24 protein-coding genes and 1 tRNA gene are annotated in these 25,613 nt (G+C 51.1%); 18 read left to right on the top strand and 7 right to left on the bottom strand.

What is annotated here, in order from left to right; genetic code table 11:
* Positions 1-15: 15 nt before the first annotated feature.
* A complete protein-coding gene (gene dcuC / locus ACO6UY_RS09340; protein WP_422467119.1) occupies positions 16-1,389 on the bottom strand; it encodes a C4-dicarboxylate transporter DcuC in 1,374 nt (457 codons plus the stop codon).
* A 309-nt stretch (positions 1,390-1,698) separates the two neighbouring features.
* Here dcuC and ACO6UY_RS09335 point away from each other — a divergent pair, with 309 nt between their 5' ends.
* From ACO6UY_RS09335 to ACO6UY_RS09325, 3 genes are all read left to right on the top strand, one after another.
* A complete protein-coding gene (locus ACO6UY_RS09335) occupies positions 1,699-3,162 on the top strand; it encodes an RNA polymerase factor sigma-54 (protein WP_422449971.1) in 1,464 nt (487 codons plus the stop codon).
* 376 nt (positions 3,163-3,538) lie between these two features.
* Positions 3,539-3,853 carry a ribosome hibernation-promoting factor, HPF/YfiA family gene (hpf, locus tag ACO6UY_RS09330; protein ID WP_101748939.1) on the top strand — a complete coding sequence of 105 codons (315 nt, stop codon included), beginning with the start codon at positions 3,539-3,541 and terminating at the stop codon, positions 3,851-3,853.
* Positions 3,854-3,880: 27 nt separating this feature from the next.
* Positions 3,881-4,330: a PTS sugar transporter subunit IIA gene (locus ACO6UY_RS09325; RefSeq protein ID WP_422449970.1), complete on the top strand. Its 450-nt coding sequence runs from the start codon at positions 3,881-3,883 to the stop codon at positions 4,328-4,330.
* A 138-nt stretch (positions 4,331-4,468) separates the two neighbouring features.
* On the opposite strand, the gene ACO6UY_RS09320 is transcribed toward ACO6UY_RS09325, so the two are convergent.
* Positions 4,469-5,797 carry a hypothetical protein gene (locus ACO6UY_RS09320; protein WP_422449969.1) on the bottom strand — a complete coding sequence of 443 codons (1,329 nt, stop codon included), beginning with the start codon at positions 5,795-5,797 and terminating at the stop codon, positions 4,469-4,471.
* Positions 5,798-6,208: 411 nt separating this feature from the next.
* On the opposite strand from ACO6UY_RS09320, the gene rapZ reads away from it, so the two are divergent.
* From rapZ to mgtE, 3 genes are all read left to right on the top strand, one after another.
* Positions 6,209-7,066 (top strand): RNase adapter RapZ, encoded by an 858-nt coding sequence (gene rapZ / locus ACO6UY_RS09315; RefSeq protein ID WP_422449968.1) that lies wholly within the window; start codon positions 6,209-6,211, stop codon positions 7,064-7,066.
* The gene (locus tag ACO6UY_RS09310; RefSeq protein ID WP_101748935.1) at positions 7,066-7,335 is read left to right on the top strand and encodes an HPr family phosphocarrier protein; all 270 of its coding nucleotides are present in this window, start codon (positions 7,066-7,068) and stop codon (positions 7,333-7,335) included. The genes rapZ and ACO6UY_RS09310 overlap by 1 nt, the downstream gene beginning before the upstream one ends.
* A 140-nt stretch (positions 7,336-7,475) precedes the next feature.
* Positions 7,476-8,834, top strand: coding sequence for a magnesium transporter (mgtE, locus tag ACO6UY_RS09305; RefSeq protein WP_422450549.1), 1,359 nt, complete (start codon positions 7,476-7,478; stop codon positions 8,832-8,834).
* Between the two features lie 228 nt (positions 8,835-9,062).
* Here mgtE and pmbA read toward each other — a convergent pair whose 3' ends face one another.
* Positions 9,063-10,424: a metalloprotease PmbA gene (gene pmbA / locus ACO6UY_RS09300; protein ID WP_422449967.1), complete on the bottom strand. Its 1,362-nt coding sequence runs from the start codon at positions 10,422-10,424 to the stop codon at positions 9,063-9,065.
* Positions 10,425-10,822: 398 nt separating this feature from the next.
* On the opposite strand from pmbA, the gene ACO6UY_RS09295 reads away from it, so the two are divergent.
* The 5 genes from ACO6UY_RS09295 to yjgA all read left to right on the top strand — a co-directional run bounded on the left by ACO6UY_RS09295 (position 10,823) and on the right by yjgA (position 15,819).
* Positions 10,823-11,758, top strand: coding sequence for an ankyrin repeat domain-containing protein (locus tag ACO6UY_RS09295; protein ID WP_422449966.1), 936 nt, complete (start codon positions 10,823-10,825; stop codon positions 11,756-11,758).
* Between the two features lie 110 nt (positions 11,759-11,868).
* Positions 11,869-13,020, top strand: a complete 1,152-nt coding sequence (locus ACO6UY_RS09290; protein WP_422449965.1) for an ankyrin repeat domain-containing protein — start codon at positions 11,869-11,871, stop codon at positions 13,018-13,020.
* Positions 13,021-13,222: 202 nt separating this feature from the next.
* Positions 13,223-13,945 carry a 2OG-Fe dioxygenase family protein gene (locus ACO6UY_RS09285; protein ID WP_422449964.1) on the top strand — a complete coding sequence of 241 codons (723 nt, stop codon included), beginning with the start codon at positions 13,223-13,225 and terminating at the stop codon, positions 13,943-13,945.
* Positions 13,876-15,120 (top strand): cysteine desulfurase-like protein, encoded by a 1,245-nt coding sequence (locus tag ACO6UY_RS09280; RefSeq protein ID WP_422449963.1) that lies wholly within the window; start codon positions 13,876-13,878, stop codon positions 15,118-15,120. The genes ACO6UY_RS09285 and ACO6UY_RS09280 overlap by 70 nt, the downstream gene beginning before the upstream one ends.
* A 156-nt stretch (positions 15,121-15,276) precedes the next feature.
* The gene (yjgA, locus tag ACO6UY_RS09275) at positions 15,277-15,819 is read left to right on the top strand and encodes a ribosome biogenesis factor YjgA (protein WP_422449962.1); all 543 of its coding nucleotides are present in this window, start codon (positions 15,277-15,279) and stop codon (positions 15,817-15,819) included.
* A gap of 36 nt (positions 15,820-15,855) precedes the next feature.
* Here the strand turns inward: yjgA and ACO6UY_RS09270 are convergent, their stop codons facing one another.
* Positions 15,856-16,611 (bottom strand): glycerophosphodiester phosphodiesterase family protein, encoded by a 756-nt coding sequence (locus ACO6UY_RS09270; RefSeq protein ID WP_422489709.1) that lies wholly within the window; start codon positions 16,609-16,611, stop codon positions 15,856-15,858.
* Positions 16,612-16,704: 93 nt separating this feature from the next.
* Between ACO6UY_RS09270 and ACO6UY_RS09265 the strand changes: the two genes are divergently transcribed.
* Positions 16,705-18,279 (top strand): FGGY-family carbohydrate kinase, encoded by a 1,575-nt coding sequence (locus tag ACO6UY_RS09265; protein WP_422489707.1) that lies wholly within the window; start codon positions 16,705-16,707, stop codon positions 18,277-18,279.
* Between the two features lie 29 nt (positions 18,280-18,308).
* Here the strand turns inward: ACO6UY_RS09265 and ACO6UY_RS09260 are convergent.
* Positions 18,309-18,384: transfer RNA gene (locus ACO6UY_RS09260), tRNA-His, on the bottom strand.
* 324 nt (positions 18,385-18,708) lie between these two features.
* Between ACO6UY_RS09260 and ACO6UY_RS09255 the strand changes: the two genes are divergently transcribed.
* The 3 genes from ACO6UY_RS09255 to brnA all read left to right on the top strand — a co-directional run bounded on the left by ACO6UY_RS09255 (position 18,709) and on the right by brnA (position 21,711).
* Entirely contained in the window at positions 18,709-19,587 is an 879-nt protein-coding gene (locus ACO6UY_RS09255) for a caspase family protein (protein WP_422489705.1), read from the top strand.
* A gap of 436 nt (positions 19,588-20,023) precedes the next feature.
* Positions 20,024-21,061, top strand: coding sequence for a porin (locus tag ACO6UY_RS09250; RefSeq protein ID WP_422489703.1), 1,038 nt, complete (start codon positions 20,024-20,026; stop codon positions 21,059-21,061).
* A 428-nt stretch (positions 21,062-21,489) separates the two neighbouring features.
* Positions 21,490-21,711, top strand: coding sequence for a type II toxin-antitoxin system BrnA family antitoxin (gene brnA, locus ACO6UY_RS09245; RefSeq protein ID WP_422449957.1), 222 nt, complete (start codon positions 21,490-21,492; stop codon positions 21,709-21,711).
* Positions 21,712-21,781: 70 nt separating this feature from the next.
* Here brnA and ACO6UY_RS09240 read toward each other — a convergent pair whose 3' ends face one another.
* Together ACO6UY_RS09240 and cyaY are read right to left on the bottom strand one after the other, a co-directional pair.
* A complete protein-coding gene (locus ACO6UY_RS09240; RefSeq protein WP_422489701.1) occupies positions 21,782-22,255 on the bottom strand; it encodes a DUF29 domain-containing protein in 474 nt (157 codons plus the stop codon).
* Positions 22,256-22,729: 474 nt separating this feature from the next.
* The gene (gene cyaY, locus ACO6UY_RS09235; RefSeq protein WP_422460622.1) at positions 22,730-23,053 is read right to left on the bottom strand and encodes an iron donor protein CyaY; all 324 of its coding nucleotides are present in this window, start codon (positions 23,051-23,053) and stop codon (positions 22,730-22,732) included.
* Positions 23,054-23,242: 189 nt separating this feature from the next.
* On the opposite strand from cyaY, the gene lptM reads away from it, so the two are divergent.
* From lptM to dapF, 3 genes are read left to right on the top strand one after another with little or no spacing between them, the layout of a single operon-like run.
* Complete coding sequence (lptM, locus tag ACO6UY_RS09230) at positions 23,243-23,407, top strand: LPS translocon maturation chaperone LptM (RefSeq protein WP_269675681.1); 165 nt, start codon at positions 23,243-23,245, stop codon at positions 23,405-23,407.
* Positions 23,408-23,463: 56 nt separating this feature from the next.
* On the top strand, positions 23,464-24,741 hold the full coding sequence (gene lysA / locus ACO6UY_RS09225; protein WP_422489719.1) for a diaminopimelate decarboxylase: 1,278 nt from the start codon (positions 23,464-23,466) through the stop codon (positions 24,739-24,741).
* 23 nt (positions 24,742-24,764) lie between these two features.
* Positions 24,765-25,595, top strand: a complete 831-nt coding sequence (gene dapF, locus ACO6UY_RS09220; RefSeq protein ID WP_422450547.1) for a diaminopimelate epimerase — start codon at positions 24,765-24,767, stop codon at positions 25,593-25,595.
* The last annotated feature ends 18 nt before the right edge of the window (positions 25,596-25,613 follow it).

Genomic DNA, 25,613 nt, shown 5'->3' with positions numbered 1-25,613 from the left:
CGGGGGAGAAAAGGATCAGACAAACAAAATCAGATGCAGCGCCATACCAACCACAAACGCACCAATCATCGGTACCGAGGTTCTTTTCACCACTTCAAACGGTGAGATTTTGGCAATACCGGCACAGGCCATAATGACCGCCGAGATGGGGGACATGGAACGGCCCATGGAAGCGGCAAAGTTCATGGGCAGCAGCATGGCCACCGCAGGCACACCAAAGCTTTTGGCAACTTCTGGTGCCAGGGTGGCAAATGACAGGAAGGCTGCATTGCCAGAGCCCATCATAATGGCCGCAACAGCAATCAGCATGGCCATAAACAGCGTCATACCGGCAGCACCGATACCCAGCCCCTGGGCAGAACCGAGCAGGGAGTCAATGGCACCAATATGTTTTAACCCTGTGGCAAAAATTTCAGCACCGATAATCAGACCTACCACCGGACCAAAAACAGCACCCATACCATTGAGGAATTGATCAAAGCCATCAAGGGACTGTTTCATTTTCCGGGTACGGATCACTTCACAGAACATGCCGGCAAATACGCTGATCAGCATGGCCATGACCAGGTTCATTTTGATGGACGACACCATCATTTTGGAAAAGATCAACAACAGGAAGAAAGGAATCATGGGCAGCAGCGCATAGAATGCCGGGGCCGGGTCTTTCTTGTCACCGTCTGTATGTTCGATGCCCTCGCCCACATGCTCGGCAACCCTGTAGCCATCTTTCAGGTCACACCGACGCTGCCAGACAAAGTGCAGGGCCGCCGCCACCAGCGCCATGGGGACGGTGATCCAGGCCTGATAATCCAGGAAGTATTCGGTAATTTCCAGTCCGGACTGGCTGGCGGCAAAGTTGGCATTCACCTGGGTGACACCGATTTCAAACGCCGCCGGAGAAGCGATCACGGCAACCGCTGAAGCCGGGCTTAAACCGATATTTCTCAGCACCGGATACAGCGTCACCATCAACAGCAAACCGAGACCCGTTGCCGAGGTGACGAACATTTGCAGCACAACACTGAGCAGATAACACAGTGCCAGTACCATATAAGGTGAGCGAAAACGGCTGATGGGCTTAACGGCCAGTCGAACCAGCGCTTCTGAGGCACCGATATGGGACATGTAGCTGGCAAAACCACCACAGGCCATGATGGTCAGACCCAGGCTGGCCATGCGGAAGCTGAATACCGTGTTCATCAGTTGAAACAGGTCAAAGGGGATAAAACCGGTGGCCTTGGCCGCTGGCAGAATGTCTTTTATCCCCATCAACGCGGCGGCACTTAGCAGGACAATACCGGCAATAGCCAGCGAGGCTGATGCACTGTAGTTCTTCACGATGGCGTATATAACCAGTGCAACTACGGGTATGACGATGAGTATATCCACAGGGGAATCCTGAAAATGGCTAAATTTCGCGCAGGTTATTTCTTGAACTTTTGGTTGTAAATGACCAATGTCAAATAATGATCGGGTAGTTTTTTTTAACCATTCTGACAGTCGTTATGACCGAACTTTAAAGGCGGAAAGCGCTTATAAGCCACACAAAAACACACGTAATTTCATCGTATTCAATCTTTGCACATTTTTTGCTAAAGCTATGGTTTCAGAAACGTCTATGGGTTTATAATCAGCCGCACATGGAGAGTAAGCCTCTGCAGCCTCCACGGACAACGAAGTAAAGGTATACGGTTGCCTATGAAGCCTTCCTTACAGCTCAAGATGGGCCAGCAGTTGACCATGACGCCGCAGCTGCAACAGGCCATCCGGCTGCTACAGCTATCGACCCTGGATCTTCAGCAGGAGATTCAGGAGGCCCTGGAGTCCAACCCCATGCTGGAGTCCGACGATAGCCAGACAGAGGACACCGCCAGCAGCACTGAAGGACGGGAAGAGCTCGTTGATCTGAGCGAAAAAGCCTCAGAACCTGAGCCTCAGGAGATGGCGGAATGGTCAGACAGCATTCCCAATGAACTGCCCGTGGACTCCGCCTGGGACGACGTGTATTCCAGCCTGCCGGCCAGCAGCGGTGACGATGATTATGACCCCCTGGCAAAATCCTCCGCTGTGGAGTCACTTCAGGATCACCTGGAATGGCAACTGGATATGGTGCCCATGAGCGACCGGGACCGGCTGATTGGTCTGGCGATCATCGAGGCGGTTAATCCGGATGGGTATTTAACCTGCACGCTGGATGACCTGTTTGTCTCTCTTCAATCCCAACTGGACGATCTGGAGATTGAAGAGATCCATGTGCTGCAACACCGGGTGCAACAATTCGATCCGGTGGGTTGTGGCAGTGTTGACCTTAGAGAGTGCCTGTTGGTTCAACTTCGTCAGCTGCCGCCCTCAACACCCCATTTCAACAATGCAGAAAAACTGCTCACCCGTTACCTTGAGTCCCTTGGCACCCGTGATTATGCCAGCATCATGCGTCATGCCAAACTGAAAGAAGACCAGCTGCGAGAAGCCCTCAGCCTGATTCAGAGCTTCCACCCAAAACCCGGCAGCACCATTGATCAGACAGAAGCCGAATATGTGGTTCCGGATATATCCGTCCGGAAAATCAGGGAACGCTGGACGGTGGAACTGAATTCCGACGCCCTGCCCAAACTGCGTATTAATAATAATTATGCGTCCATGGTTCAGAGAGCCAATAACAGCCGCGACAATGTGTTCATGAAGAACCATCTGCAAGAAGCCCGCTGGTTTTTGAAAAACCTGCAAAGTCGCAATGAAACATTGATGAAAGTGGCGAGCCAGATTATTACCTATCAGCAGGAGTTCCTGGAAAAAGGGGATGAAGCCATGAAACCCCTGGTGCTGGCGGATATTGCCGAGGCGGTGGGGATGCATGAGTCGACGATATCCCGGGTCACTACTCAGAAGTACATGCATACTCCCCGGGGTGTTTACGAGCTGAAGTACTTTTTTTCCAGCCATGTCAGCACCACGGAAGGGGGGGAGTGTTCCTCCACGGCCATTCGGGCCCATATCCGCAAACTTATTGCTGAAGAGACACCGCGCAAGCCCCTCAGTGACAATAAAATTGCAGCGATTCTGGGGGATCAGGGCATCAAGGTAGCAAGGCGCACCATTGCCAAATACCGTGAGTCCATGAATATTCCGCCATCCAATGAGCGTAAGCAGTTAGTGCCTTAGTACATCATTTTGAGGAGTTTGATGTGTGCAATCTCCGTTTACCCTGAGCGTCCTTCGGCTCCGCTTGGATGCACGGACGGAAGGTGATTGGCACAGTCTTTATTCAGGGCATGGTGCTTACGCCCTTCGACTCCGCTCAGGACGAATGGAGTTTGGATGTCATTGATAGGTATTGATAAGGGACGCCCATCAATCACATTGAAACAGTGTTCCGGAATTTTTTACACAAGCTCCGTTGATACACCGTTCAAAAAGCAGTTTTTTTTGTCTCAGGGCATTCCAAGCTGCACCGACAGTGATAGAATCGAACTCAGCCAGTACGAAAAATCCCGCGGACTGGTGATTATCTGGATAATGGGATTCAGGAGAGCGTTACATGCAAGTCAACATCAGTGGGCATCATGTCGAGGTAACAGAAGCTCTGCACGACTATGTGATCAAAAGACTGGAGCGTCTTGGTTCACATTTTGACCATATCACCAATGTACAGGTGACCCTGAGCGTCGAAAAGCTGGTGCAGAAAGCAGAAGCCGTTTTGCATACCCGCGGGGCCGAGATTAATGCCACCGCCGAGCACGAAGACATGTACGCAGCCATTGACCTGCTCTCGGACAAGTTGGATCGGCAGCTGGTTAAACGAAAAGAGAAAGCCCTGGACAGGCAACAGGGTGCCAGTGGCCATGCCCTTTGATTTATCAGGTTGCCATTCTTATTCAGCATGATTATTCACCGCATCCTAACCCCCGAGCGCACCCTTGACGGGGTGCACGGGGCCAGCAAAAAGAAAATCCTGGAATTTATCGCTGAACGCATCAGCAGCGATGCCCCCGAAATCAATGCCAAAGAACTGTTTGAAGCGCTGGTTGCCCGGGAGCGTCTTGGCACCACCGGACTGGGTGATGGCGTGGCTATTCCCCACTGTCGTTGCAAAGCCTGCCCGGAGCCTATCGGTCTTTTTATACGACTGGCGGAACCGGTTGATTTTGATGCGGTGGACCGTGAGCCCGTTGATCTGGTATTCGCGCTGATCGTGCCAGAAGGCGAAAACCAGGAACATCTTGAAATTTTAAGGACGCTGGCCGGGCGATTTCATTCTGCCCTGACCCTTCAGAAAATACGTTCGGCTACCAATACGACAATGCTCTATCGTACTATGAGTGAACAGTGAATAACGTGACAAAAAAGGCCATCATAGGTAATGATGGCCTGAAAGGTTCAACTGATCACAATGCTCTTATCTTTTGTTGTTAACACACTTCTTTGAGTCCCGGACAAAATGCATTGCGGCTTACAGGGTTTTAGCCAATTACCGTTGAACCTTAAGTTGCTCATCAAGCTCACGAATTGCTGCATACCTGTCGGCCTTTGGATCTTCTTTAGTGACTGGCGAAACAGTTGATGGAACAATCGGGGTTTCAGACACAGGGCTTTGAGAATCCTGTCGCTTATGATCCTCGGCCATTTTGATGTCCCTGGCCTCTTTGGCCTTCTGCACTTCAGTAGACTCTTGCTTTCGTGAAAAGTTGTAGGCCACCCAATCTTTGCCATACTTTAACCCAGGATTTATTAATTTATTTCTATATGAAGCCTTTTTTTCCTTGGCAAAATTTTCTTTTGCTTTGTTGGCTTCAACCTCAGCTCGTTTCTTTTCAATTTCAGCAATGTTCTCCAAGGCTTTTTTATCTCTTTTTTCAGCGAAGACAGTACTCGCACGGTGAAGCCCGGAAAGATCGTAACTATCCTGCCCGGAGCAAGGCGAACTCTCTGCGGTACGTGGTGTAATCGGTGCAACAACACCTCGTAAGCGTTGTACAATCTTAAGATCATGAAGCATTTTAGCCCTGTCAGGCTGAAGGGCCAGCCCTCTGGCTTTCATCACATCAACTGTAGCAATTTTAGCTTCAAGCACTCTTTTGACACAATCAGCAACAGGTGTAGGTTTACGCTTGCTTTTGACAACATCAGCCACCACTGCAGCTTCATCCTGGCTTATGACGGTATCAGCGACAGCTTCATCCTGGGTATTGACGGTATCAGCGACAGGTTCAGATTTATCCTTACCTTTGATTGCCTCAACAATAAATTTCAGACCGGTATATTTGTAAACAACTTTGACAACTTTAATTGCCCAGTGCTTCAGCTTTTTGAAGAAGCCACAGGAGCTGTCTTCAGAGCTTTCCGAATTTGTCTGAGGAACAGGTTCCAAAGCCGGTTCGTCCTGCATGACCTCCACCTTGGGACTGGTGTCGCTTTCTATGGGGCTTTCCTGTTCTGTCTGGACAACAGAATCAATAACCGGTTTGATATTCTGCATAGCATCAGCCTTGCGCTGAAGGTAGGCCATGTGGCTTTTGGCCAGTTTATCTTCGGCTTTATCCCGACCGCCAATAACAAATATTGGTTTTGGCTGACCATCTTCAAACTTTCTTTCCAGTGGCCTTACCATGCGGTTATAGAACCTGCCAAAATCATCAGGTACCTGATCTTTTTCACGCGGACCCGGAACTGGAACTGGTTGAGAAGCTTTTTCAGCTAATGGATGTTTAGTCGTTTCAACTAATTGACGTTTAGTAGTTTCAACTAATGGTTGATAAGTAATTGCGAGAAATTGTGGTTTAGTCAGTGGTGCGTCCATGATGTTACTCCTTTAACAAGATAGGATTGTTTCATATAATTAAGAGAGATTATTTAATTAACCTCTCTCACTGGTTTACTTGTGATTTAAACTCTAGGATTATTCTCCCATTAAATGAATGACAGCACTGTCAGAAGCACTAACAGAGTTTCCCGCACTCATTAGAATCAGGAAAAACCAATAGCCTGACCCATATCCCGCACCCTGATAGAATCCCGCAACCAGACGCTGTCAGCCATTAAACACATTTTGATTAACAGGATTGCCAGCAACTCCGGATACCCTGGCCATCGATTTGCTTTTTCCACCTCAGGTCAACGGTATCCGGTAGGCTTCTTGATCAAAAGTTGCTTTAATAGAAGAAGGGTCAGCTTTCAATACCTACACGCTCAGAAGCATAAAGGAACAGCTATGAAACTTATCATCATCAGCGGGCGCTCCGGTTCTGGAAAAAGTTCAGCTCTGCACACCCTTGAAGATGAGGGTTTTTATTGTGTCGACAATCTTCCGGCCAGTATGCTGAACCAATTACCGGATACCCTGAAAGGCCATCATTCAACGCCCCCCAGGATGGCCGTCAGTATTGATGTCAGAAACCTGCCCGGAACTCTGGATAACTTTCCTGATCTGCTGAAGTCCCTTCGGAACAAAGGCATCCATTGTCAGGTACTGTACCTGGACACCGACAGCGAAAAGCTGGTCAGCCGTTACAGTGCCACACGCAGAAAGCACCCGCTCAGTAATGACCAGACATCGCTCAGAGAAGCCATCGCGTTAGAAAAAAAGCTGCTTACGCCGGTGCTGATTGAGGCAGACCTGAAAATCGACACCACATCGCTCTCTGTTCATCAGATGAGGGACATGATCAAACAGGAGTTCTGCGCTGATCACAAAAGCGGTGTGACGGTTCTTTTTCAATCGTTTGGCTTTAAAAACGGAATTCCTTCAGACGCCGACTTTATCTTTGATGTGCGCTGCCTGCCCAACCCTTTCTGGGACGAATCCCTGAGAACATACACAGGTCTGGACCAACCGGTTATCGACTTTCTGAAGGATGATCCCCTGGTGGTCGAAATGGTTGAGGATATCAGTGCCTTTATCGAAAAATGGCTTCCGCGCTTTGAGTCAGCCCAGCGCAGTTATATGACGATTGCCATCGGTTGCACTGGAGGGCAGCACCGCTCAGTCTATATTGGTAAAACACTGGGCACCCTGTTTACCAGTAAACTGGATCGGGTTCAGGTTAGACACAGAGAGCTTCACGAATAATGATTACCTATCGAAAAAAAATCATTAACAAACTGGGCTTGCACGCCCGGGCGGCATCCAAGTTTGTTTCCACGTCATCGGCGTTTGCCAGTGAGATCGAAATCGGATTCAATGGGCGCAAGGTGGATGGCAAGAGTATCATGGCGGTTATGATGCTGGCGGCAGGACAGGGTTCGGAGCTTGAGCTCCTTTGTGACGGCCATGATGAAGAGGCCGCCTGCCTTGCCCTGTGCGAGCTGATTGATGACCGCTTTGGTGAAGAAGAATAACAGACTCCCCCTTTGCGGGGAGTAGCCACTGCAATTACCATAGAGACCATCTTTCATTTTCCCTGACCATCCGGCCTTTACCGGATGCGCAGAAACTGTTCATGCAGATCATTCAGGCAGATCATTTCAGGCAGACAATAATGGCGCAGCAACTGCAATTGAGCATCGGTGAAGCCGAGCTGAAAAAACTTAATGATGCTCTTGAGCACGGTGTCTCTGCAGAATTGCGCACCATGTTGAACACCTTGCCCCCTGCTGATACCGCGCACTTGCTGGAGTCCTCCCCACCAAAGTTACGCAGCCTGTTATGGCGGTTGATTGACCGTGAACAGGAAGGCGACGTGCTGCAGGAACTGAGCGAAGACGTTCGCCAGTTCTTCCTTGACCAGATGAACATTGCCGAACTGAAAGCCATTACTCAAGGTCAGGATGTTGATGACATCGCCGACCTGCTGCAGCAACTGCCAGATACCATCACCCGACAGGTGCTGGATTCCATGAACAGTCAGGACCGCCAGCGGGTTGAGGCGGTTCTGGCCTATCCGGAGGATTCCGCCGGTGGCTTGATGAACACCGACACCATTACGGTGCGCCCCAATAACACCGTTGATGTTGTGCTCCGTTACCTGCGCCGTCATGAAGGCATTCCGGATGGCACAGACAGCCTGTTGGTGGTCAATCGCCGGGATGAATACATCGGTCGCCTGCCCCTGACCTTGCTCCTGACAACCGAACCGGGCGCTACCGTCAGACAAGTGATGTTAACCGACCTGGACCCGATTCCTGCGGATATGCAGGATACCCAGGTAGCCCAGCTGTTCGAACGGCAGGACCTGCTCTCCGCCCCGGTGGTGAACGACAAGGGCAAACTGCTTGGGCGGATCACCATCGATGATGTAGTGGACGTGATCCGGGAAGAGGCCGAACACTCCATGATGAGTATGGCCGGTCTGGATGACGATGAAGACACCTTCGCCCCGGCACTGCGAACTGCACGACGCCGGGCGGTCTGGCTGGGCTTCAACCTGATTACCGCCTTTATTGCCGCCTCGGTCATTGGTCTGTTTCAGGAAACAATTGATAAAGTGGTGGCCCTGGCGGTGCTGATGCCGATTGTTGCGGGCATGGGAGGTAATGCCGGCAGTCAGGCCCTGACCCTGGTGATCCGGGGTATGGCGCTAGGGCAAATCAGTAAGACCAACCTCCGCTGGCTGTTAAGCCGGGAGCTGGTTGCCGGTTTTCTCAACGGGTTGTTGTGGGCAACCCTGGTGGCCACCATCGCCTGGTTCTGGTTTGATGATCCGATTATTTCCCTGGTGATCGCCTGCGCCATGGTGATCAACCTGAGTGTTGCCGTGGTCACCGGTGCGATGCTGCCGGTTTTACTGAAATCATTAAATATTGATCCGGCCCTTGCTGGCAGTATTATCCTGACCACGATTTCCGATGTGGTGGGGTTCCTCTCATTCCTTGGGCTGGCCACTGTTTTCTATGGGTAGCGTTTTGAACCACAAAGCACACAAAGAGCACTAAGAAGAGCTTTTCTTTTCCTTTGTGCTCTTTGTGTGCTTTGTGGTTCCAATCGCCGGGTGCCTTAAAGACCACGTATGACAAGGCTTTCACCCTTAAGTCAGTGCCATTGGTCCGAGAATAGCTTTTAAACATTGAACCACAAAAGCCCAAAAAACCTTTGTGCCTTTGTGGTCCCTTCTTTTGCCTTTTAGCAATCACTCACCCGCCAGCTTCATACTGCTGATCAGAATTGAACCGGTCTGGATATTCCCACGCCTGTCGACATCATTGCCCACGGCAACAATATTCCGGTAGATATCTTTCAGGTTGCCGGCAATCGTCACTTCTGACACCGGGAACTGAATTTCGCCATTGTCGACCCAGAAGCCACCGGCACCACGGGAGTAATCACCGGTAACGGTATTAACCCCCTGCCCCATCAGTTCGGTAACCAGCAGCCCGGTTCCCATCTGTTTCAGCAGCGCATCAAGATCGCCTGCATTGCTTTGTACAAACAGGTTATTAACACCACCGGCGTTGGCAGTACTGTCCATCCCCAGTTTGCGGGCAGAATAGGTGCTTAAAATATAATGCTGCAGCACACCGTCCGTAATAAAGTCCTTGGCATAGGTCGCCAGCCCATCATTATCGAAGCTGGCGGATCCCAGCATATTTTTCAGCAATGGTTGCTCGTGGATACGCATCCATTCTGGAAACACCGGCTTACCCAGGTGATCCAACAGGAAAGAGGCCTGTCGATAAAGGCTGCCACCACTGATCGCCCCGAGAAAATGGGCAATAAGACCTGAAGCCACCTCCGGTGCAAACAGTACCGGCACCTCGGCAGTGCCTACCTTTCTTGCTCCCAGTCGGCGCACCGTGCGTTCCGCCGCGGTCTTGCCAACCGCGACCGCTTTTTCCAGCTCGTTGGCATTACGGCTTACGGTATACCAGTAATCCCGCTGCATCTCGTCACCCTGCATACCAATCAACACCGCACTCAGGCTGTGGCGACTGGACACATAGCTGCCAATAAACCCATTGCTGTTGCCATAGACACGACAACCCTGATGGCTGGAGACACTGGCACCGTCGGAATTGACAATTTTATTACTGAACGCACGTCCGGCATCTTCACATTGCATGGCCAGATCAATCGCCTGCCCGGCATCGATTCCCCAGGGGTGATACAGGTCAAGATCCGGCAGCGCATCACCATCAGCCATTAACACGGGGTCAGCCAAACCCGCATAAGGGTCTTCGGACGCGTAACGGGCAATATCGCAGGCGGCTTTTACCGTTTCACGGATGGCCTTTGGGCTGCTGTCAGAAGTACTGGCAGAGCCTTTTCGTTTACCCAGATAGACGGTAATGCCCAGCCCCTGGTCACGGTTAAACTCAACCGTTTCAACATCACCCATACGGACGCTGGCCGACAGGCCGGCATCCATGCTGATGCCCACCTCACAGGCATCCGCTCCCTGTCTGGTGGCCTCTGCCAGAATATCACCGGCCAGTGTTTTCAGCCTGGTCTCTTCACTTCGTGGATCCAGCACTGCATTGGAAGGTTCGCCCATGATTGCACCTGATCTGTTGTGTTTATGCCTACGGAGGTTTTCAACTATTGTGCCGCTGTGAAGTTAATAATGCATCAGATAGATGATCAATTGCAGATTCAGAGTCTAATCAGCAACCTTTATCAAGACTTGCGCACTGAGCCTTGTGCACTATTTTCACTAAGCGATTTGTGTTCTTTATATACCTGAAAGGGGGAGCATTGATGTTCTCAAGGGGCAGGACGGAGTATGATCATTCGGAGGAAATGACAGCCGATGCAAGCTCGTCTCCCCCACCCGTACCCCTCCCACCGTCTGATCACACGTCAGAAGTCGATCACTCAGAATCCGCAGTGGCAGTCTCAGGCAGCAGGCAGTTGCCTGCCACGACGAGTGAGTTGACAGATCTGGCAGCATTGATGAAATTAGTCATCGCGAAGAATGACCTGGCCACTCTCAACCACCTTCTGGACCGGGGCGTTGACCCCAATACCCGCTGCCAGGGCCGCTATACCCTTCTGTATTGGGCCCTCATCTATGGCAAGCGGGAAGATGTTGTCAAGACGCTGCTGGATCGCGGAGCGAATCCGAATCTCCCGGCCTGCCATTTTGCGCCTTTGCTACTGGCTGCAATGAAGGCCGATGACAAGGCCGTTTTCTTGTTGCTGGAAAGGGGAGCCGATCTGAACGCCCGTGATCATTCGAATTCCTCAGCGCTCCATCTGGCGACTGTTTGTTGTAACAACCCGACAGCGATCACCGAGATCATGAATTGCCTGCTGGACAGAGGTGCCGATATCAGTGCCCTTGACTGTGACGGCCAAACTCCGCTGCTCTGGGCGGTAATGTCAGGCAACATTGCGGGCATTAACACTTTACTGCAACGAGGTGCTAATCCAGATACTCCTGACAAGTGGGGTCAGACTGCACTTATCAAGGCTGTACTGTACAGCGTCCCTGCCAAAATCAACAGTATGGTCAATAGCCTGCTGGCCAATGGAGCCAATCCCAATAAGCCAGGCAAGTCAGGCGAAACACCTCTGCATCTGGCGCTTCAAAAAGACCGGCGGGATACCGTTGACATTCTGCTGGCCAATGGTGCCCGTGCCAATATTCCCAATGCGTCTGGTCAAACTGCGTTTGACATTGCAGCAGCCAAAGGCGTCGCTGATACCCTGCACAATATCATGCCTCCTTATCAACCGGAGACGCTATTGGCCTGCGCCCGAACCAGCATTCGTTCACGGCTGGTAAAGAACCAGATGCCGCTGGCAAAAGCCCTGGCACCAGGCTCTGACTGCCTGCCGCTGTCCAATCCCATAAGGGCTTATTTACACGAGCCGCTGACTCTTTAGGAATTGTCCCGAAAGCAGGTCATTTAGATTCAGGCTTGCGTAGCGAACCTTGTGAACTATTTTCTTTAAACGATTGCTGTTCTTTGTATATCTTGAACGGAAACACAACAATGTTACCAAGCGTCAGGACGGAGCATGACCATTCGCAGGAAATGGTAGCCGATGCCAGCGTGGAATCCTCATCTGCAGTCGATCTCCCGCTGCCTGATAACACGACAGAGGTCAATCATTCAGAATCTGCTGTGGCTGCTTCAGCCAGCAGGCAGTTGTCGGCAACAACGGCCGATTTTGCAGAGCTGATGATATCAGCAGTCCTGCGTAATGACCTGGCCACCGTCAACTGGTTGCTGGACCAGGGCATTGACCCCAATATTTGCTCTGTGGGTGGATCTACCCCTCTGCATATTGCCATTTACAGACTGGACGGTGAAGGTATTGTCAAGACGCTGCTGGATCGCGGTGCAGATCCGAACCTTCCTGTCCCCTATTTGTTGGTAGATCAAAGTACGCCTTTGCTGAAAGCGGCAGAACTGGGCAACTATAAGGCCCTCAATTTGTTGCTGGACAGGGGAGCTGACCTGAACGCCAGTAACATTAATGGTGACACAGCACTGCATATGGCCCTTCTTAATATAAACGATACAGTGATCACCAAGTTCCTGAATTACCTGCTTGACAGAGGTGCCTATATCAACGCCCTTGACTTCTCGGGCCAGACTCCGCTGCTCTGTGCGATACTTCACTGCAAAATTGTGGGCGTTAACACGTTACTGCAAGCAGGTGCCAATCCAGATATTCCTGACAAGTGGGGTCAGACTCCACTTAACTGGGCTCTCCATTACAGAATGAACAGTATGGCCAATAGCTTGCTGGCCAATGGAGCCAATCCCAATAAACCCGGCCGCTCAGGCAATACCCCACTGCATCTGGCGCTTCAGAAAAACCGGCAAGAGATCGTTGACAGTCTGCTGGCCAATGGTGCCCATGCCAATATTCCCAATGCTTCTGGTAAAACCGCACTGGACATTGCTGCAGCCAGAGGCGTTGTTGATACCCTGCACAATTACATTTCTGCTTATCAACCGAGGACGCTGATGGCCTGCGCCCGAACCTGCATTCGTTCAAGGCTGGTAGAGAACCGGGTGCCCTTGGCAAAAGTCCTGGCATCAGGCTCTGACTGCCTGCCGCTGCCGTATCCCATGAAAAACTATTTATACCAGCCGCTGACTTATTCGGGATTTGCCCTAAAAGCAGGTTATTAAGATTCAGACTTGCGCAGAGAGCCTTGTGCACTAATTTATCTGAACTAACTGGTGATTCATGCAATGACCAGGCAATGGCAGCTGATGCCAAACCGGTAAAAAAATGCTTGTCCAGCTTCACCAGGCACGCTGCGTAGCGATTATGTCGTCTATTATGTTGCAGACACCGTAGAACAACATCAGTAATGGCAGGAGGGTGACCATGGCTGTTATTTCACCTGATTTTACCTTTTCACATCAGCGGCTGACCGATCTTGACCTGAACGCTTTTGCGCCTTTTTTTGCCAATCTTGCCGCTGACCGTTATGTCAGCGGTCACTACCGTTTTCGCCGCTACTCCCGTTTTACCGGGCCTGCAGAACGCCTGGAAAGATTACCCCACGATGACTTTGTCCAGTCCCGTTCGGTCAATTATCTCAGTGGCGACATTCTGCGGGAATTTGCTGAAATTGAACCGACCCTGACGGAGCTGCCGGAATTTCAATCCCTGTTCAGACAGGTAAACGTTTTTTTCGGTCTTGATCCGGCACGTACCGTTTATGGCGTGCATCAAATCCGGGTCACCTGCTCCGGCGATGATCACGGCTTGCCAGTGCCGGAAGGCATTCACCAGGATGGCTTCGACCTGATTGCCATCATCTGCACTGACCGCAAAAACGTCGAGGGTGCAGAGACTGGAATTTTTTATCATCCGGAACAAAAACCTGCCTATAGTGCTACGCTGTTGCCCGGGGATATTGTTTACTGCAATGACCGGCGGGTCTATCACTACACCTCTGCGCTTCAGGTCAGCAGTGGCCAAGTCTCCGGGCATCGGGATGTTTTCGTTATTACGGTAACCCTGGAGGATGAACAGTGGAAAAACAGCATACCTCAACCAACCTCCAGCGTATCCGAGAGCAATTTCCAGCCCTTGAGCGGCTAGAGGGAAACCAGCGGGCCGTCTATTCTGATGCGCCGGGAGGTACCCAGGTTCCGGTATCGGTGATCAGTGCCATGTCCGATTACCAACAATCGGGTTCCGCTAACCTGGGTGGCTTTTTTGCCACCAGTGAAGAAACCATGGCACTGCTGGAACGGGCAAGGGAGGCTGCCGGGCAGTTATTAAATGCCCCTGCTGACAGCATTGCCTTCGGTGCCAATATGACCTCCCTGACCTTGGCGCTGAGCAGAGCCATCGCCAGAACCTGGCACAAAGGTGATGAAATTATTGTTTCATCGCTGGACCATGACGCCAATATCACCCCCTGGGTGCTGGCGGCAGAGGAACGGGGATGCACAGTCCGGACGATGGATTTTACCGCCAGTCAAAATCTCTGCGTCACGGAGCTTGAGCGCCTGCTGTCCAACAGAACACGACTGGTGGCGTTTACCCTGGCCTCCAACGTGACCGGCAGCATCACCCCGGCAGCAGAACTGATCAGGGCTGCACACTCCGTGAATGCCCTGGTCCATGTTGACGCCGTTCACTACACCGCCCACCGGTTACCGGATGTGCAGGCCCTGGATGTGGATTTCCTGACCTGTTCAGCCTACAAGTTCTGCGGCCCTTACCTGGGGGTGATGTATGGTCGGCCAGAACTGTTGGGCAGTCTGAAGCCCTATAAGGTCCGGGCTGCAAATAACCAGCCACCCTGGTGCTGGGAGACAGGGACACAGAACTTTACCGCGATTGCCGGATTGCTGGCCTGCATTCAATACCATGGCTGGCTCACCGGTTCTGACCATGACCGCAAGGGACTGCAGACGTCGGCGCGCTGGATCGAGGAACACGAGCAACAGTTGTCGCAACGGTTTCTTGATGGTCTCAACCACATGACCGGGTTTACCTTGTACGGCTCGGATACCACGGCTGACCGAACCCCCACCTTTGCCCTGGCCCACCACCGACAATCCTCGGCCAGGCTGGCACAGCTGCTGGCCCGGCACGGTATCTATACCTGGTCCGGCCATTTCTATGCACTGGATCTGCTTGACCGGCTCAAGCTTCAGGAGCGGGATGGGTTACTGCGGATAGGCTTTGTCCACTACCATACGCCGGAAGAGATAGACAGGGTGCTTAACGTTCTGGCAGATATTTCTGCGGGATTTGCCAGATGATGCATCAGGCCCGCAACAAAACGACAAAAGGAGTTGCGGAAAAACATCCCAATTGAAAAGCATTCTGAAGTAAAATACCGGGAAATCCATTTTCCATCCATGGAACTGCTTTCTGATAAATAACATCAGGCAGATTCCCATCAATGGCCATTCTCTATGAGTAAAAAGAGCCGTCGCATCCAGGAAGCCTGGGACGATGAAGAAACCGAAGAAATCATCTATGTCAGCAAATCTGAGCTGAAGCGGGACATGGATGAGCTTAAAAACATTGGTGCCCGGCTGATGGAACTGAAACCGGCACTGCTGGATAAGTTGCCACTGAATGATCGCCTGCGTGCAGCATTGGATGAGAGCAATCGCATCAAAAGCAACAATGCCAGAAAGCGCCATCTGGGCTTTATTGGCAAACTGATGGCAGACCAGGACATTGAGCCGATCATGGCGCTGCTTAACCAGCTGGATTCCTCCAGTGAAGAGTACAACCGCCGGTTTCATCAATTGGAGCGGTGGCGTGACCAGCTGATTCGTGATGATGACAGTCACACGGCATTAACTGAATACCTGGAGCACTACCCGGAAGCTGACCACCAGCATATCCGCCAGCTGGTCCGTAATGCCCAGAGAGAAGCATCTCAGGATAAGCCCCCGGCAGCGGCGCGAAAGCTGTTCAAATATTTGAGAGAAGTGGACGAGCTTTAAGGTTCACCATGAGCAGGCTGACCCAGCCTGTTCTTTTTACGTCGTGATTTCTTCGGTCACCGCCGGGACTTCACCCCCATGCTTTTTGTGATCTGCCAAAGGGTAATCAGAAAAAACACCATCAACGCCATCATCAATCAGCTGTCTGGCAACCGCCGGAGAGTTAACGGTGTAGCAATACAGTTCATAGCCTTTGGACTTCACTCGCGAAATGTGTCGTTTTGCCGTTCGCTTACTGTTGAGGTGGATGGATACCGCGTTGACCCGTAATGCTTTCTTCTGCCAGTTCATTGGCAATCGCTCAAACAGACAGCCAACCGGAATATCTGAACAATCTGAGAACCGGACAAGTGCCGCATAATTAAAGCTGGAAACCAATAGCCGATCGTTTGGCAACTCAACCTCGGCAATGGTCTTTACTACCGCTTCTACCAACCTCGGCTCTGAACAGCCATTGGTTTTCAGCTCAAGGTTCAGCCCAAGCCCAAGTTCTTTTATGAGTATAAGCGCCGCTCCAAGCTGAGGAATCTGCTCACCCGAAAATTGCTCGGAAAACCAGCTTCCGGCATCTATTGTTGCCAGATCAGAGCAGGTTAACGTCTTCAAGCGACCTTTTTTATTGGTGGTACGGTTCAGTCGCCGGTCATGAAAAAGCACAAGGGTACCATCACCTGACAGAGTAACATCCACCTCGACCCACTTCAGCCCGCGCTCAGCAGCCAGCCTGATGCCTGCCAGGGTATTTTCCGGTGCCTCTCCTGCCAGCCCCCGATGCCCGATTATCCTGCTCATGTGCATGAATTTACCCACCTTAAAACACCCCTGTCCAAATGCAGGAACGGAGCTATTCTTACCCGAAACATTGTTTCAAGGACATTATCACAGATGCGGCCTGTTTTGCTCAGTATTGATGTTGGCACCCACAGTTTGCGCAGCGCTTTTGTTTCCCCGGAAGGGCATGTCCTTGCCCATAATGAAGAGCCACTTCTGATCTGGAAAACAGCCAGTACCATGGAGTTCTGTTCCAAGAATATCTGGGAAGCCCTGGTCACCGGTGTTAACCGATTAATCGCTGAACACCCGCTGAATCAGGAGGATATTATCGGGATCGGTATTGATACCACCTACTCCCTGGTTCTGCTGGACCAGCGGATGCAACCCGTTCACCTGCCCGGGAGCAATCGTGCTGACACTTTTGGCTGGATGGACAGCCGCGCCAGTCAACAGGCTGCCTATATTGCCAGAGAACACCCGGGACTATTTGGCCATGCGGGCCCTGGCATCAACGCCAGGAGTAACTGCTGTAAATTACTCTGGCTCTTCCAGTGTGCGCCGGAAACCTGGCAAGCCGCTACTTGCATCCTCGACCTTTATGATTATGCCACCTGGAAGCTAACGGCCTGCCTGACCAGAACACCCGATTCGACCAGTCATATCTTTACCCAAAAGGCTGCAGCCCAACTGAATATTGATATTGAGGGACGATTCAAGGGTGAATCCCTTGAGATGGGCGCAGCCATCGGGGATGGCCTGTGCCAAAGTGCCGCTGACCAACTGAACCTCAAACAGGGCACCCCGGTTGCCACAGGTATCGTTGATGCCTATGGCGGCACCCTCGCCACGATACTTGCCAGCAATCACCCGGACCGTCAGCAACCACTAGACTGTATTACCAAAAGAGTCAGTTTTATTGGTGGAACTTCATCCAACTACGTCGCGTTCAGCAGGGATATGTTGACCTGCGATGGAGCAGATGGCCCCTACCCTTCTGTGCTGGAAGGTTACTCGTTGATATACGCCCGGCAAACTGCGGCAGGTGCCTTTATTGATCACATCATTACCTCACACCCGGCTTACAGCTCAATCTATGATATCGCTGTCAGCCTGGGGATCGGGGTTCATGAATACCTTAATCAGATTCTCTATGAGCTGGCGGATAATGATCGATCGGAATACGCTGACAGTGTCAGCAAACTGACCGCGCACCTGCATATACTCCCTTACTTTGACGCACCTGAAGTGGATCAACCACAGCGGGGAATGATTACCGGCCTTACCCTGGATAAAAGTCATCAGTCGCTTGCTGTGCTGTACCTTGCCAGTATTCAGGCCCTGGCCCTGGATGCACGCTATCAGTTAGAGAAGTTAACAAAAGCCGGGTATCACATTGAACTGTTCATCCCCACCGGAGGACTGGCAAAGAACCAACGACTGCTCACTGAACATATCAACATACTCAATATTCCTGCTGCCGTTCCGGAAGAGAGAGAAAATATGCTGCTGTCCGGAGCCATCACCGCAGCGGTGGCGGCTGGTATCTACGACAGTATTGAGGAGGCCATGAGAGCCATGAGTCGCTATCACGAACGGATAGAACCTGAGCGGCAGCTGGTTGATTTTTACCAGGCAAAATACGACATATTTATAAATATGCTGAAGGATCAACAATCGTGGGAGTGAGAATTGGAAGGTTTGCAAGGGAGGGAAGATGGGGTGGGCGAAGGGGCTCGAACCCTCGACCGCCGGAATCACAATCCGGAGCTCTGCCAACTGAGCTACGCCCACCATCAACGACTGAATCAGGAAAGAACTTCATCCCTCACCAGACGCCGCTGATTATAAGGAAAGCTGTTCAGCTTGCAAGCATGACCCGTTGTTTTTTTCTGCGATTTACCACTATATTTCAATAAGCATCTATCTTCGTTCAGCCTCCGGGGTACCTTTACCCGACACTCATCACTTCTCAAGCTTTCAAGCATGAGGCATACCATGCTCACTTTCTGTATAGCCCGAATTCAGCATGTTGTTTTCAGCACGATCACGCAGCTTATCTGTCTGTCATTAATACTGCTATCGCCACTCAACGCCTACTGTTCTTTCAATTCAGATTTGCCCGATAATCAGACCGTTTGTTATGACAACCAGTGTCCACTGGACACTGACTTCTATTTTGAGTTTGAAAATATGCATCTGATCAAGGGACTGTTTACCGGGCAAAACTACGATCAGATTCCGGAAGTACCAACATTAGGTGGTTGCCGTAATGATGCCTGGAACTTTTTTAACTGGGCCTCCACCAGCAAGGGCATCCCGACAACCTCCCTTAAGGTACAGACTGATCGATCTGGCCCACTCAAAAAATCCATCGTCCTCGCGGAAATTGAACGTCTGGCAGAGCAAACCCACAGCGAAGCCGGGCCACATCGCATAATCATCAGTTTCAGCGGACACGGCACCCGCAGACCGGATACCAGCGGTGATGAGTCAGATCATATGGATGAGCTATTGGTCTGTGGTCGCGATGTTATTTCCGATGATGAACTGCATCATGCCTTCAAACGCTTTCACAACAGCACAAGGCTGCTGATCTTCGTTGACACCTGCCACTCCGGCACCATGTTTGACCTGCCCTATCGGTATGTCTATAACTCGCTGCATCCGGATATTATCGAGGAAATTGATACAGGCAGAGACAGGGACATTCCTGCCTATATGATGGTGGTATCCGCCAGTCGCGACAGAGAGACCGCAGCCGATGCTTTTTTACCAAGCCCCGGTATTATCGCCTGGAGCAGCCAGGGGGACTTTAGCCACCGAATGATCAAGACATTGAAAGAGGTGTATTACCATAACCTCTATGTGAGAAATATTCCGGCCCTGCTCCGTGACCAGAAACTGCATGCCGATGTCAGGTACAACCCGAATCAACATGCTGTTCTCTCAACCAACTTTCGTCCGGCCAGAAACCTGAAGTTGTTTGGCTGGTAGCTGTCCATTAACAGATAACATGTTGCGCACTGGCTTTGATTATTTCAGCGTTGATGCACATCAACGAAATGTAAATTTCCATTAACCGGGAATGCCGTATTTTATCCCTTATCTCGGCATTCACCTACCCGGTTATTTGATTGTTTTAACTCAATCTCTTCGTAGTGATTTACTTGAATCCATTATCCATCAAGGCCTACAGCCTTATCCTTGATTAATTACTATCAAATGCTGCTTGATTTTTATTCTCACGACAGTAAAAAAAATCATAAGCCAATTCAATTATCTAATGTGACCTTGGTTTAACAACTCTTGAATAATTGTGCCCAAATTAAGTCGTCCGCATCGGTTCGGGGCTTTTGCGCCAGGCTATGCATAAGAAGAAAGGCGACAGAAAAAAGCACACACATCACACACAATTTCAGGAGTAAGCTCCATGCAAAAGAAAATTCTTGCAGCTGTTGTTGCTTCCATGATGGCTGGTCAGGCGATGGCTGTTACTGTCGTTGACAATGGTACTGACAAAGTGACCATCGGTGGTCACGTTGGTATGCGTTATGTTGACCAGACTGACGGCGAATCTAAGGGCGACAGCAGCCGTATCAACTTTGCCTTCGAACACAAACTGACTGAAGCGACTACCGCTTTTGCCAAGGCTGAGTGGGGCTTTGACACAACTAACAGTGGCGAAGGCGACTTCTTCTTCAACCGTCTGGGCTATGTTGGTGCCAAGAACGACCAGTATGGTTCTATCTCTTTCGGTAAGCAGTGGTCTACTTACTCCACTGTTTCTGGCTGGACTGACATGTTTGCTACCACCGGTGGTGAAGCTTCCGGCACATACACCATTTTTGGTGATGAGCTGGGTACTGCTCGTGCTGACGACGCTCTGCAGTATAACCACAGTATCATGGGGCTGAATATCTCTGCACAGGTTCAGCTGGGTGAAAGAAAACTTTCAACCAAGGTTAGTGGTATTGTTATCCCGTCCACTATGGTACGTGATGGTTCTTACAGTGTAGCTGGCAGCTACAACCTGCCAATGGGGCTGAGTATCGGAGCTGCATACAACCAGGCTGAAGTTAAAGATACTTCTGTAGCAGGATCTAAAGACAAATCTAAATCTGCTATTGTTGGTGCCAAGCTTGAAGCAGACAAGATTTACGCTGCCTTCACTTATGCAGATCTGAAGAACCTGGCAGACGGTACACTGGGTCTTGTTGAAAAGGCTAAAGGCATTGAACTGTATGGCAGCTATCAGCTGAACGAAATGTTCAAGCTCGGTGGTGGTTACAACCAGCTGAAAGACAAGAGCAACAACGCTGGAAACACCGAACTGAAGTACATGCCTGTAGAAGTAATCTACACTCAAGGTCCAGTTCAGCTGTCTGCTACTTACCAGTTCGAGAAGACCAAAGTTGCTAATGTTGACGTTGACGACAAGATGATTCTGCAGGCTCGTTACTACTTCTAATATCGAAGTGGTTGCCTGGCAGCAATGCCTTCGCCGGACTTTCCGGCAACAAAAAAACCGCTCCGGCGGTTTTTTTGCGTTTTGACAAAGATCGGTTCCCATAAGAGCTGACACCGGAACCAACGGTCATGCACAGTACCTCGGTCCTCTGCGGGAACACTACCCAGCCTATCCGAAGACGCTATTCTGGTAACTCATTTCAATGAATTTGATGTGTAAAATCTCCGTTCACCCTGAGCGGAGTCGAAGGGTGCCTGGCACAGTCTTTATTCAGGGTATGGTGTTTACGCCCTTCGACTCCGCTCAGGACGAACGGAGTCTGGGTGACATTGATAGCGGGATCCATCAATTACATTGAAACCGTGTACCAGGAGACTGTCTCAGAATTATCTCAGTACGCCGATCCAGAAAAAATGAGGTGAACCTTTATGAAAGCCAGTGATATTGATAAAAAATTCGACGATGGCGAAGACGTACTGGAATTCTTCGACACCGACAATCCTCAACGGCCCAACCTTGCAGCCAAAAGGGTTAACATTGACTTCCCTGCATGGGTCGTCAATGAACTGGATAAAGAAGCCAGCGCAATCGGCATCAGCCGTCAGGCGCTGATTAAAACGTGGATTGTTGACCGGCTCAGGCAGCACTGACCCGGTTCTGCCCGACAACTCTGGAACGAGGTTGGCGAGCTAACCCTGGTGTTCATCATGATTTCAAAACCTACTCCGGCCCCGGCGGAAACCCATTGGTCATAATCTGTTCCATGGTCCACGGATTGGTATCCGGAAACTCATCCTCCGGTATTTCCAGCTCACGGGAAGCATCCCGACAGGCAGTGGGGTAACATTCCAGCAGGCTTTCATCCAACAGTCCATACAAGCTGGGGTTTTTCATCAACAGTCGTTTAACTATCGCCCGTTCTTTTGCCAGGCTGTAATCAATCACCATAAACCAGCTGCGGTACCAGCGATTCAAGGCATGCAGGTCTTCTTTGAAGGTGCGAATATGCCATTTGAGCAGAAGCACCAGGATTCGGGTCAGATGATTTTCCAGCGTGTTGACCTTTTCCTGGCCAAGGTCGTCTACCTCCTCAATCAGGTTCTCCAGGTCCAGAGCCCGAAACTTGTTTTTTTTCAGTAAATCAATTTGCTGACGGGTCCACTGATAAAAGTCCGTTTTGTACAGGTTACTCATAGTGATGATCTCCCGATGCTACTGATGTTTTTTTAAGAGCTTCAGTGTTGTCTCCAGCAATCTCCTGCACCCCTCTATCGCAGCTTCTGAGTCATCCCCCAGTGAAGCAGAAGGCTTTTATTTATTGTATTGATCCGTCCCAGAGCCTATCAGGATGATATTGACTGAGAGTGGGTGACAGCCTGGGGTATTGAGCTTAATAAGACAGAAGAGCAGATGATGATGGCTCCGGTTCTCTAATCTTGTCCTGATGGTAAAGAACCAATACCAGAGGAGACTGTCACAAACCGGCTGGAGTATAGGCCATGAATGTCGTGCCATGGGAATTTTGACAATAAATATGAAGTTTCAGCGCTGCCCGCTGCCCGAAAAAGACGGGCGACTTGTAATTTTGCGGGAAACGGGAGGCGGCATTAACTTATGCTTCAGACAAACACGGAACTTATTCCGGAACAACTCCCGGAAAGAAGGACGCTAAATAGATAAATGAACATCGTCGCCTGTTTGTTCGGTAAGGCAGCGGTTGAGCACCGTGAGAAAGGTGTCTTCCCGGCCATCGAGCAGCCAGTCACCCTGCTCTTCATCGTAGTCAAAATGGAATCCACCACTGCGGGCGGCCATCCATAGCTGTAGCAGCGGGGTCTGGCGGCTGAGAATAATTTTGCTGTTGTCTTCACAGGTTAACGTGAGAATGCCTGCTGACGTTTCATAGTCAATGTCCAGTCCGGCATCGTCTATGGCGTCTTCGATGGCCAGCATCAGGCCATCCAGAAGTTCATTATATTGACGCTCTTTCATTCCTGTCTCGGTGCAATTTAATCTGAATGGGGGAATTTTAGCCTGCTTCCGGCGTTGCTGATAGAGCCTTGCATGAAAAGAAAGCGCTGCCACCGCATGCCGAGTTGCCTCAATTATGAAATATTCGGGCTAGAGCCATCGCTAATTAGACAGTTATACTGTGGCCTATTCAGAATTAAGGATCAGATTATGAGATTGTTCACTGCTGACCATCGGCTGAAAACTTCCGCTCTGGCCGCTGCTGCGTTTTTCGTGCTGCTGCTCACAGGCTGTGGTCAGAAAGGTGACCTTTATCAACCAGCATCATCTCTGGCTGATGCATCGGCTGCTCTGGAAGAAACAGTCGTTGAATAAAGAGCAGTTCTGGCTAATTACATCAATAAATAAGTGAAATGGGGAACAGTCACCTTATGGAGTGGTTTACCTTTCAGCCCTCTGAACCAGCGGCCGGTAGCGAGTTGTTTGCCGAAGAGATTCCGGTGCAACAGCTGGCCCGCCAGTATGGTACGCCTTTATATGTCTACTCCAGACGAGCCCTGGAAGCCAGCTATCAGGCCTATTATCAGGCCATGTCTGACAGCCCCCACTTGATTTGTTATGCGGTAAAAGCGAACAGCAACCTGGCGGTGCTGAATGTTCTGGCCCGGTTGGGGGCTGGCTTTGATATTGTCTCGGTCGGGGAGCTGGAACGGGTGCTCGCGGCCGGCGGTGATCCCGCCAGGGTGGTGTTTTCCGGGGTGGCCAAGCAGCGCCATGAGATTCGCCGGGCGCTGGAAGTGGGTGTCCACTGCTTCAATATTGAATCAGAACAGGAGCTGGAGCGTATTCAGGAAGAAGCGCTGGCGATGAATCAAGTGGCCCGCATCTCCCTGCGGGTCAATCCGGATGTGGATGCCCGGACTCACCCCTATATCTCCACTGGCCTGAAAGATAATAAGTTCGGCATTGATATTAACCGGGCTCCTGCGGTTTATGCCCGGGCTGCTGAATTGAGCAATATTGAGGTGGTGGGTGTTGATTGCCATATCGGTTCCCAGCTGACCACCACCGAGCCTTTCCTGGATGCGCTGGATCGTCTGTTGCTGTTAATGGATCAGTTGCAGGCTCAGGGGATTCATTTGCAGCATCTGGATATTGGCGGTGGCCTGGGGGTTCAGTATCAGGATGAGACGATTCCGTCACCTGCCGATTATCTGGTGTCGGTCAAACAGCGCCTTGTTGAGCGAGGCTATGGCGATGTGATACTGGTGGTGGAGCCGGGTCGGTCCATTGCTGCCCAGGCGGGTATTCTGCTGACCCGCGTTGAGTTGATCAAGGCGACTGAACAGAAGCATTTTGCCATTGTGGATGGAGCCATGAATGACCTGTTGAGACCGTCCATCTACAGTGCCTGGCATACTATTGCCAATACGGCGCAGCACGCGGATGTGGATAGTCAGGTGTATGATATTGTCGGGCCTGTTTGTGAAAGTGGCGACTTTCTGGGCAAAGCACGGAATCTGGCCATCCGGGAAGGTGACCTGCTGGCGGTGTATTCGGCGGGTGCCTACGGTTTTGTTATGAGTTCCAACTACAATACCCGCAATCGAGCCGCCGAAATCATGGTTGATGGTACTCAATCTTATGTGATCCGTCGCCGGGAAACCGTTGCCGAGCAGTTTGCCTCAGAAAGCCTGCTGCCGTCGTAAAGTATCAGGAAAGAATGAACTATATGTTGCTACATTTCACCAAGATGCATGGGCTGGGTAACGACTTTATGGTGGTCGATATGGTGTCCCAGAATCTGCGCCTGCCGCCGGAAAAAATCCGCCGCCTGGCGGACCGGCGGTTTGGGATCGGCTTTGACCAGTTGCTGCTGGTTGAACCCCCGACCAATCCTGATATGGATTTTCGCTACCGCATCTTTAATGCCGATGGCAGTGAAGTGGAGCAGTGTGGCAATGGGGCCCGTTGTTTCGCCCGTTTCGTCCGGGACAAAAAGCTGATCGGCAGAGACCGGATCCGGGTACAAACCGCCGGGGGCAACATTGAGCTGACGATTCAGAGCAATGGCGAGGTTTGCGTGGATATGGGGATGCCGAGGCTGGACCCTGAACAGGTGCCGTTTAATGCGCAGCAGCGTTCAGTGACCTATCCCCTGATGGTTGATGGCCAGGTTATCGAGGTTTCGGCCGTGTCCATGGGCAATCCCCACTGCGTTTATCGGGTGGCTGATGTGCACAGGGCACCCGTGGACACCTGGGGGCCGATGATTGAAGCCCATCCGGACTTTCCCCGGAAATGCAATGCCGGATTTATGCAGGTCCTCAGTACCGATGAAATTAACCTGCGGGTATTTGAGCGCGGCGTTGGTGAAACCCTCGCCTGTGGCACCGGTGCCTGTGCCGCTGTGGTGGCAGGACGCCTGCAAGGTTTGCTGGGCGATACCGTTAAAGTGAACTTGCCCGGGGGTAGCCTGTCTATTTATTGGCCGGGAGAGGGCAGTCCGGTTATGATGACAGGCGCAGCAACCCGGGTTTATGAAGGATACACCCGGCTATAAATCCGCTAAGGGCCAGAG

Origin of the sequence: Endozoicomonas sp. ALE010, from assembly GCF_049310165.1 — a bacterium.
GTDB lineage: Bacteria > Pseudomonadota > Gammaproteobacteria > Pseudomonadales > Endozoicomonadaceae > Endozoicomonas.
The sequence above is the reverse complement of the archived record's forward strand: the minus strand, read 5'-3'. Positions and strand labels throughout refer to the sequence as shown.

Excerpts from the sequence above, each read along its gene's own strand:
- ACO6UY_RS09335 (WP_422449971.1), top strand. The coding sequence starts at position 1,699 with ATGAAGCCTTCCTTACAGCTCAAGATGGGCCAGCAGTTGACCATGACG.
- hpf (WP_101748939.1), top strand. The coding sequence starts at position 3,539 with ATGCAAGTCAACATCAGTGGGCATCATGTCGAGGTAACAGAAGCTCTG.
- ACO6UY_RS09325 (WP_422449970.1), top strand. The coding sequence starts at position 3,881 with ATGATTATTCACCGCATCCTAACCCCCGAGCGCACCCTTGACGGGGTG.
- ACO6UY_RS09320 (WP_422449969.1), bottom strand. The coding sequence starts at position 5,797 with ATGGACGCACCACTGACTAAACCACAATTTCTCGCAATTACTTATCAA.
- rapZ (WP_422449968.1), top strand. The coding sequence starts at position 6,209 with ATGAAACTTATCATCATCAGCGGGCGCTCCGGTTCTGGAAAAAGTTCA.
- ACO6UY_RS09310 (WP_101748935.1), top strand. The coding sequence starts at position 7,066 with ATGATTACCTATCGAAAAAAAATCATTAACAAACTGGGCTTGCACGCC.
- mgtE (WP_422450549.1), top strand. The coding sequence starts at position 7,476 with ATGGCGCAGCAACTGCAATTGAGCATCGGTGAAGCCGAGCTGAAAAAA.
- pmbA (WP_422449967.1), bottom strand. The coding sequence starts at position 10,424 with ATGGGCGAACCTTCCAATGCAGTGCTGGATCCACGAAGTGAAGAGACC.
- ACO6UY_RS09295 (WP_422449966.1), top strand. The coding sequence starts at position 10,823 with ATGAAATTAGTCATCGCGAAGAATGACCTGGCCACTCTCAACCACCTT.
- ACO6UY_RS09290 (WP_422449965.1), top strand. The coding sequence starts at position 11,869 with ATGTTACCAAGCGTCAGGACGGAGCATGACCATTCGCAGGAAATGGTA.
- ACO6UY_RS09285 (WP_422449964.1), top strand. The coding sequence starts at position 13,223 with ATGGCTGTTATTTCACCTGATTTTACCTTTTCACATCAGCGGCTGACC.
- yjgA (WP_422449962.1), top strand. The coding sequence starts at position 15,277 with ATGAGTAAAAAGAGCCGTCGCATCCAGGAAGCCTGGGACGATGAAGAA.
- ACO6UY_RS09270 (WP_422489709.1), bottom strand. The coding sequence starts at position 16,611 with ATGAGCAGGATAATCGGGCATCGGGGGCTGGCAGGAGAGGCACCGGAA.
- ACO6UY_RS09265 (WP_422489707.1), top strand. The coding sequence starts at position 16,705 with ATGCGGCCTGTTTTGCTCAGTATTGATGTTGGCACCCACAGTTTGCGC.
- ACO6UY_RS09250 (WP_422489703.1), top strand. The coding sequence starts at position 20,024 with ATGCAAAAGAAAATTCTTGCAGCTGTTGTTGCTTCCATGATGGCTGGT.
- brnA (WP_422449957.1), top strand. The coding sequence starts at position 21,490 with ATGAAAGCCAGTGATATTGATAAAAAATTCGACGATGGCGAAGACGTA.
- ACO6UY_RS09240 (WP_422489701.1), bottom strand. The coding sequence starts at position 22,255 with ATGAGTAACCTGTACAAAACGGACTTTTATCAGTGGACCCGTCAGCAA.
- cyaY (WP_422460622.1), bottom strand. The coding sequence starts at position 23,053 with ATGAAAGAGCGTCAATATAATGAACTTCTGGATGGCCTGATGCTGGCC.
- lptM (WP_269675681.1), top strand. The coding sequence starts at position 23,243 with ATGAGATTGTTCACTGCTGACCATCGGCTGAAAACTTCCGCTCTGGCC.
- lysA (WP_422489719.1), top strand. The coding sequence starts at position 23,464 with ATGGAGTGGTTTACCTTTCAGCCCTCTGAACCAGCGGCCGGTAGCGAG.
- dapF (WP_422450547.1), top strand. The coding sequence starts at position 24,765 with ATGTTGCTACATTTCACCAAGATGCATGGGCTGGGTAACGACTTTATG.